We start from the raw sequence: 7,103 nt of genomic DNA, 5'->3' as shown, positions 1-7,103 counted from the left end.
CGACGGACGCGATGGCCGACAATTCCCAGCCGATGCCCTCAAGGGGTTGTCCGGCTCCGAAGCCCGAGGCCAGAAAGACGCCGGCCAGCCCCGCACAGCCACCTGACAGCAGGTAGACGAAAGCCTTGGCGCGATTGACCTTCAGCCCCATTAGGTTCGAGGCATCCTCGCTGCCACCGATCGCCAAGACAGTCCGCCCGATAGTTGTTCTTTCCAACACTAGCCAAAGTGTCAGCGTCAGTCCGGCGACGATAACGATAGCCCATGGAAACAGGCCGAACGCCTGCCCCATGCCAAGTTTGGTGAAGTTCGACCCCCAATCGACCGAAATTGTCTGGGCGTCCGAAATCACCAATGCCCCGCCTTTGGCGGCCAACATGGTCGCCAGTGTGGCGATGAAGGGCGGGATTCGAAGGATGATTATGCAAAAGGCGTTGATCGCCCCGAAACCAACCCCGGCAAGAACGGCCCCCGGCAACGCAACCTGAATCCCGTATGGGCTGAGATAGGCCGCAACAACCGACGTAAAGGCCGCAACGGATCCTACCGACAGATCAATCCCGCCGGTCATGATCACGAAACACATGCCCAGTGCAATCGCGATGAACATCGCGTTGTAATTCAGGAAAGACGAGAAATTGTAGGCGCTGCCAAAGTTTTCATAGCGCATCAACCCGAACAGGATCAAAGCCAGCAGTGCGAGCCACACCGTCACCGAAGCCGAATTGCGCCGAAGGTACTTTCGCAGGTCAAAAGCCGTTTCATCCAACATCAATCAAGCCCTCCGGAACTGTTGGACCCAAACGGCCAGGATAATGATGGCGGCTTTGGCGATTAGTGCGACTTCGTCTTCTACCCCGTTAGCCAATAGTGTATATTTGACCAATTGGATGATGACAGCACCCAGTATGGCACCAAAGATCGGCGCCCGCCCGCCTTGCAAAAGAGCTCCGCCAACAACCGCGGCTGCGATGGCATCAAGCTCCATCAGATTGCCGTTGCGCGCGGCGTCCGAGGCCGAGTTGATCGCAACCACAATCAGACCGGCCAGCCCTGCAAGCACCGCGCAGACGACATAGGCCCCGATCTTGACCCTTCGTACGGGACCACCCGCCAGATAGGCCGCACGTTCATTGCCGCCGATCGCCAGCAGGTAGCGGCCCCAAGTGGTTCTGGTGATCACCCAAAACAGCACACAGGCAATCGCCAGCGCCAGCCACCCCTGGAACGGCAAGCCAAGCACCTTGCCGGTTCCAAGATAACTGAATGAAGGGTTGGAAAATGTCTGCAGGTTCCCGTTCGTCAAGACTTGGGCAATACCGCGACCAGAGATGAAGAGAATGAGCGTCGCAACGATGGGCTGCACGTTCAACACAGCAACCATCACGCCGTTGAATACCCCGCATAAACCCGCGACGAGCAGCGGCAGGACAATGGCCAAAGTGACGCCGAGCATCGGATTGGCGGCGCCCAGATCCGACAGAAAGATCAGCGGAGCCAGCGCCCCGGCCAAAGCCATGACCGCGCCAACCGACAGATCGATCCCACCCGTGGCGATGACCAGCGTCATGCCCATGGCCACGATGGCGATCGTGGCAACCTGACTGATATTCACGAACAGGGTCTGCAGCTGCAGAAAATTGGGGGTGAAAAACGCGTTGAACACCAGCAGGGCGATCAACGCGGCGATGCCGCCATGAAAGCGGAAGGGCATCGATGCGACCCGTTGCGGCAACTTCATTGCGCGGTCCATGAACCAGTTCCTTCTTCATGATGCGCAAGCGCGCGCACCAGTGTATTCTCGGTAATCCCGGGGTTGGTCAGTTCCTTGACCGAGCGCCCCTCGTGCATGACCACGATGCGGTCGGCGCCTTCCACCAATTCTTCGAATTCCGAACTGATGAGGACAACGCCGAACCCCTTTTCGACATAAGACCGAATGAACGATTGGATCTCTCGCTTGGCGCCGACATCCACGCCTCGGGTCGGCTCGTCGAGTATCAGGATGTCGGGCTGTGTCGCCAGCCAACGGGCAAGCAGAACCTTCTGCTGGTTGCCGCCGGACAACTCGCGAATGGGTTGGTCCATATGCGCCGCCTTGATACCCAGATCGTCGATGAAGGCCTGCACGATCTCGCGCTCGCGGGCAAAGTCGATCTGACCACGGCTGGCCAGTTTCGGTAGCAGCGCCAGCGTCATGTTCTCGCGCACGGACATGTCAGGAATGATCCCTTCGGCCTTGCGATCTTCGGTCAGAAAGCCGACCCCGTTTGCGATCGCGTCGCTTGGTCCGGACGGTTGCCCGACCGCACCGTGCAGCTCGATTGCGCCGCTGCGGGCCCCGTCCACACCGAACAACGCGCGCGCAGCCTCTGTCCGGCCAGAGCCCAGAAGCCCGCCCAGCCCAACGATCTCCCCGCGGTGGAGCGTGAGGTCGAAATGCGTCAGTCGCGGGCCTGTCGAGACAGAGACAGCCCGCAAAACGATATCGCCTTTCTTGGCCTTGGCACCTGCAAAGTCGGTGAGCCCGTCTGCCGCGATCTCGTCCTTGTTGCGGCCAAGCATGTCCGCGATCATTTCCAGTTTGGTCGTGTCCTGGACGTTGCGCGTGCTGACGGTGCGGCCGTCTCGCATCGTTGTGACCCGATCGCAGATCTGGAACAGCTCATCGAGGAAATGCGAGACATAGAGAACGGACACGCCCTGTTTTTTCAACTCGCGCACCACACCGAACAAAACCTCTACCTCACTGGCATCCAGCGACGATGTGGGTTCGTCCATGATGACCAGCTTTGCGTCCAGCGAAACGGCCCGCGCGATCGCAACCAGCTGCTGGATCGCTGTCGAGAAGTTTCCCAGTGGCTCGGTCACGTCGATATCTATGCCAAAACGCCCAAGAACCTCGCGTGCGCGCCTGTTGCCCTCGCGCCAGTCAACCAGAAAGCCGAGGCGCTTGGGCTCGTAACCCATGATGATGTTCTCGGTCACTGACCGCAGCGGCACCAGGTTGAGCTCTTGATAGATCGTGGCAATTCCAGATTCCTGCGCTTCCCGCGGGGTGGAAATGCGGCTAGGCCCACGCGCCAAATGGACGTCCCCGGCATCCCGATCGTAAACTCCGGTCAGAACTTTGATCATCGTCGATTTGCCGGCACCGTTCTGGCCAATCAGCGCATGAACCTCGCCAGGTGCGATCTCCAGACTGGCCTGGCTCAGTGCCGGTACACCGGCAAAGGACTTTTCAATTCCCGACATCGAGACGAGCGCATTCATGAGATGTCTTCCTCCGATTGCTTGCAGGCGGCGCCGACCGCAGGCCAGCACCACCCACCAGGGAGAATCAATAGGCTTCGTCGATGTGATCGGCCGCATTATCCTTGGTAAAGATCCGATCTTCGACTTTCACCCATTCCGGGATCGTCTCGCCTGCTGCGTATTTCTTCATGACTTCACAAGCCAGAGGACCGAAGAAGGGCGAGCTTTCTACTGTGACGCCCATCTTGCCATCGATGATAGCCTGAAGCGCATCGCGTGTCCCGTCGATCGAAACTATAGTCACGTCCTCACCAGGCTTGCGGCCGGCCAGTTCCAGAGCCTGGATCGCGCCGATCGCCATTTCGTCATTGTGGGCGTAGACAACGTTCACGTCGGGATGCGCCTGCAACAGGGTCTCCATCACCTGACGACCCAAGTCGCGCGCAAAGTCACCAGTCTGAGAAGCCACGATCTCAAAGCGGTCATCCGCTGCAATCGCGTCGTCGAAACCCTTTTTGCGGTCATTTGCAGGTGATGAACCAGTCGTGCCTTCCAATTGGACGATGACACCCTTGTCGCCGTCAAAATTCTCCATCAGCCATTGTGCGGCCCGATTGCCCTGATCAATAAAATCCGACCCAAGGAACGCTACGAAATGCTCGCCTGGCTTGGCGACGGCCGGATCAACCGAGCGGTCCACCAGAAAAGTCGGAATTCCGGCGGCACGTGCTTTCATAACAGCCGGAATCAGTGGCTTTTCTTCCCTCGGGGGGAGGAACAGAACGTCGATGCCTTGGGCGATCATGCTGTCCACATCCGCAACCTGCTTGGCCGCAGATCCGGCTGCATCCGTCGCGATAAGGTCCCAGCCGCAAGCCTCGGCCGTGTCATGGAAGGATTTAGTCTCGGCAATGCGCCACGGGTTGTTTGACTCCATCTGCGCAAAGCCGACCTTGTAGCGATCCTTCTGTTCAAGCGGTGGTAGATCCTGTGCGATCACCGCAGTGCCCAGGAGTGCACCCGCGACAACCGTCGAGATCAAAAGAGTTCTGCGTTTCATGATTATTCCTCCTCCATTGGTGCGGTCGCCTCCGTTTTGACCGCGAGTTTTAGGTCATGCCCAATTCATGTAAGTCGTCTGTTTCCTCAGATAGCCGTCGAAACCATAAGCGCCGTCTTCGCCCCCAACCCCGGACAATCCCCAACCGGTGTGAAATCCCTGCACCGCCTCGCCGTTGGAACGGTTCAGGTACAGTTCGCCGAACTTCAAACGGTTCGGGGCCTCCATCAATCGCCGGTGTGACGCCGTAAAGAGATATGCAGACAGTCCGAATGATGTGTCATTCGCAAAGTCTATCGCTTGATCAAAATCCTCGACTCGCATTGCTGTCGCCACAGGGCCAAAAACCTCCTCTTGCATCGCGGCATTGCCGTTGTCTGAGACCTCAAGAACCGTCGGTGACATCCAGTGCCCCTTGTGGTGAGCGCCGTCGGTCAGGGTCCCGCCTGCAAGATGAACCGCTGCACCTTCGGCGATGCTGCGCTGGATAACCTCGGCGACCTTGGTCACTTCGGCTTTGCTGACTTTGGGACCCAGATCGCAGTCTTCCATCGGATTCCCGATCGACAAAGCACGGGCGGCAGACACGAATTTTTCAAGAAACTGATCCGCAATCCCGCGATGCAGATACATACGCTCGTTACAGGTGCAAATCTGGCCGCAATTGGCAAACCGGGCTGCAATGGCAGCCGAAACGGCGGCGTCAATATCCGCATCCTCCATCACGATGAATGGCGCCTTACCGCCAAGCTCGAGCCGGACAACCTTGATCCGGTCGGCCGCGGCGCGAAAAATCTCTTTCCCGGCGCGTGTGCTGCCGGTCATCGTTATTAGTGACGTATCGGGGTGTTCGACCAACCGCTTCCCTACCACCGGCCCCTTGCCTGTCAGAACATTCAGCACACCGGGCGGAAACCCAACTCTGTCAGCGAGCTCGGCGATAGCAAGACCGGAAAGCGGCGTGATTTCGTGCCCCAACAGAACAATGGTGTTGCCTGCGACCAGCGCAGGCCCGATTTTCCTGGCGGCCAATGCCAATGGATAGTTCCAGGCCGTCAACGCTACAACAACGCCATAAGGATGACGCCGGATCTGGATTTCCTCAGACTTGTTGTCCGATGCCACTATGTCACCTGAAATCCGCCGGGCCTCTTCAGCCGCATGGCAAAGAAAGGTAACGGCGGCATCCACTTCACCGCGGGCTTGCGAGATCGGCTTGCCTTGCTCGGCTGTGATCAGGGCAGCCAAACGACCGGCGTCCACCCTGATGGCCTCGGCGAGCTTCAGGACCAGCCGCGCTCGCTCGATTGCCGGGCGCGAGGACCAAGGGCCAAAAGCCCGATGGGCCGCCTCGACGGCCGCATCCGCATGAGCGGCGGCGCCATCTAGAACTCGCGCTACGATCTCTTCATTAGCAGGGTTTTCGACGCAAACCTCGGCCGCATCGAAGTCGGTAAAGCGGCCATCGATGAACATCGAGTGACGTACGATTTGACCCAACTCCCCCACTACAGACCGCAATTTCGCCTCCCGCACGTTCCCGGCCAGACCACAATGGCGACCGCACCGCTGATCAAAGCACTAATAGTATTAGTTCGTCAACACTAATATTAACTTGTTGTTGCTAATATTAGTTGCGCGCTGCCCGCTTAATCGATAAAAAGAACGCGCACAAAAAGGTTGAAAGATGAACGATCAAGCGAAAAATGCCGGGCAGCACAGGGGAGTGGGACGAGTCGCGGGCCGGCAGCGCGTAACGATGCACGACATTGCCCGCGTCGCCGGATGCTCGCAAACGACGGTGTCGCTGGTTCTAAACAACAATGATTCCGTCAAAATCTCCGAGGACACAAAACAACGAGTCCTAGATGCCGCCAACACGCTTGGATACGCCATGCCCTCTCAACTTAGGAAACCCCAGGACAGCGCGCGTCGACCCTCGGCACTAGACGGCACCATCGCTTTTGTTGTGGACGATCTAGCGTCGAGCCCCGAAATGGTAAACGCGTTCAACGGCGTGAAACAGGCCGTTCGGGACACCGGAAATCTTGTATTGCTGGCAGAAACCCAAAACGACCCCGAAGTCGAACCAAGAACGCTTAAGTTTTTCCTCGACCAACAGGTTGCAGGCATTATTTACGCGACCGTTTTCACCCGGCGGGTGGTCGTTCCGGAACTCCTAAGGCAGACGGCAACCCCGGTTCTACTGCTGAACTGCTTTTGCGACGACCTCTCCTTGCCTGCGGTGATTCCCGGCGAAGTCGCTGCTGGACATACGGCGACCAACGCCCTGATCAAGGCCGGGCACAAACGAATCGCCACCATCACCGGCGAGCCGTTCATGGAATGCGCCGCAGGACGAACGACAGGGTATAGAAACGCTTTGGCTTCCGCCGACATTCCATTTGACGAGGACTTGGTCATAGAAGGCAATTGGCTGCCTAGCGCCGGATATGCTGCCACGCGTGAATTGATGGATCTGCCCTCTCCGCCAACCGCAATTTTTTGTCAGAATGACCGCATGGCAATCGGCTGCTATGAGGCGCTCAAGGAACTTGGCCTGTCCATTCCCGAGGACATCTCGGTCATCGGATTTGACGACGATGAAACCGCGCGACACCTGTCGCCGCCCCTGACCTCAATGATCCTTCCCACCCGCGCAATGGGACGCTGGGTCGTGGAACAGCTATTCCACGGACCGACGGATGGTCAGAGGCACCCACTCGTCAAGCTTGAATGCGAACTGGTCGAGCGAGACTCGATCAGCGAACCCAAAAGCCGGATCTGA

At 58.2% G+C, this 7,103-nt stretch carries 6 protein-coding genes; 1 reads left to right on the top strand and 5 read right to left on the bottom strand.

The features are described 5' to 3' along the window. The 5 genes from ACR0JF_RS20650 to ACR0JF_RS20630 all read right to left on the bottom strand — a co-directional run. Positions 1–772 (bottom strand): ABC transporter permease (locus ACR0JF_RS20650; RefSeq protein WP_480669790.1); only part of this gene is annotated, 772 nt, incomplete at its 3' end. A 3-nt stretch (positions 773–775) separates the two neighbouring features. Next, a complete protein-coding gene (locus tag ACR0JF_RS20645) occupies positions 776–1,753 on the bottom strand; it encodes an ABC transporter permease (protein WP_170662599.1) in 978 nt (325 codons plus the stop codon). Next, complete coding sequence (locus ACR0JF_RS20640; RefSeq protein WP_480669788.1) at positions 1,738–3,273, bottom strand: sugar ABC transporter ATP-binding protein; 1,536 nt, start codon at positions 3,271–3,273, stop codon at positions 1,738–1,740. Before ACR0JF_RS20640 ends, ACR0JF_RS20645 begins: the two co-directional genes overlap by 16 nt. A 67-nt stretch (positions 3,274–3,340) precedes the next feature. Then, positions 3,341–4,315, bottom strand: a complete 975-nt coding sequence (locus ACR0JF_RS20635; RefSeq protein ID WP_170556656.1) for an ABC transporter substrate-binding protein — start codon at positions 4,313–4,315, stop codon at positions 3,341–3,343. Positions 4,316–4,369: 54 nt separating this feature from the next. Then, complete coding sequence (locus ACR0JF_RS20630; protein ID WP_480527461.1) at positions 4,370–5,836, bottom strand: aldehyde dehydrogenase family protein; 1,467 nt, start codon at positions 5,834–5,836, stop codon at positions 4,370–4,372. A gap of 238 nt (positions 5,837–6,074) precedes the next feature. Between ACR0JF_RS20630 and ACR0JF_RS20625 the strand changes: the two genes are divergently transcribed. After that, entirely contained in the window at positions 6,075–7,103 is a 1,029-nt protein-coding gene (locus ACR0JF_RS20625) for a LacI family DNA-binding transcriptional regulator (protein ID WP_170556655.1), read from the top strand.

Source organism: Ruegeria sp. BG11, assembly GCF_056538565.1.
Note: the sequence above shows the minus strand (reverse complement) of the source record. Positions and strands in the feature narration are given on the sequence as shown.